Below are 605 nucleotides of genomic sequence, written 5' to 3'. Positions count from 1 at the left end.
GTGCCGGGACCGAGAGGTGGTAGAGCGTGGCGAGGAAACCCGTGGAGACCACGAGGACCCCCGGCCAGTAGAAGGCGCTGAGCCAGTTCAGGTCGTCAGGGATCCACTGCGCGATGACGACGGGACCGATCAGCACCAGCGGCACCAGCACGATGCCGACGAGCAACGCGACGACGTAGAGGCTGAACGACAGCACCCGCGTGCGGATGATGCCGCGCTCGCCGCCGAGTCCGTACATGATCGAGATCGTGTCGATGAAGACGTTGAGCGCCCGCGATCCGGACCAGAGCGCGAGGACGAAACCGATCGAGATCACGTCGATCCGGCCTCCGCGCAAGACCTCGTCGACGGTCGGGACGATGATCGCGTCGACCGTCGCATCGTTGAGCGCCTGGGAGCTGAAGTCGATGATCCGCTGGCGGAACAGGTCGAGCTGGGCCACGTCGTAGTGGCTCGCGATGTACCCGATCGAGCCGGCGAGGCCGAAGATCAGCGGCGGCAGCGACAGGATCGCGAAGAAGGCCGCCTCCGCGGCCAGCCCGGTCACCCGGTAGCGCAGACACGCCCCGAACGTACGCGCGACCACCCGCTTGAGGTCGTCCACC

General features: G+C 66.9%; 1 protein-coding gene. It reads right to left on the bottom strand.

The features are described from left to right. Positions 1-605, bottom strand: a 605-nt coding sequence (locus tag D9V41_RS16140) for a YihY/virulence factor BrkB family protein (protein ID WP_341770337.1), incomplete at both ends; no start/stop codon positions are given.

This window comes from Aeromicrobium phragmitis (genome assembly GCF_003674095.1).
Classification (GTDB): Bacteria; Actinomycetota; Actinomycetes; order Propionibacteriales; family Nocardioidaceae; genus Aeromicrobium; species Aeromicrobium phragmitis.
Note: the sequence above shows the minus strand (reverse complement) of the source record. Positions and strands in the feature narration are given on the sequence as shown.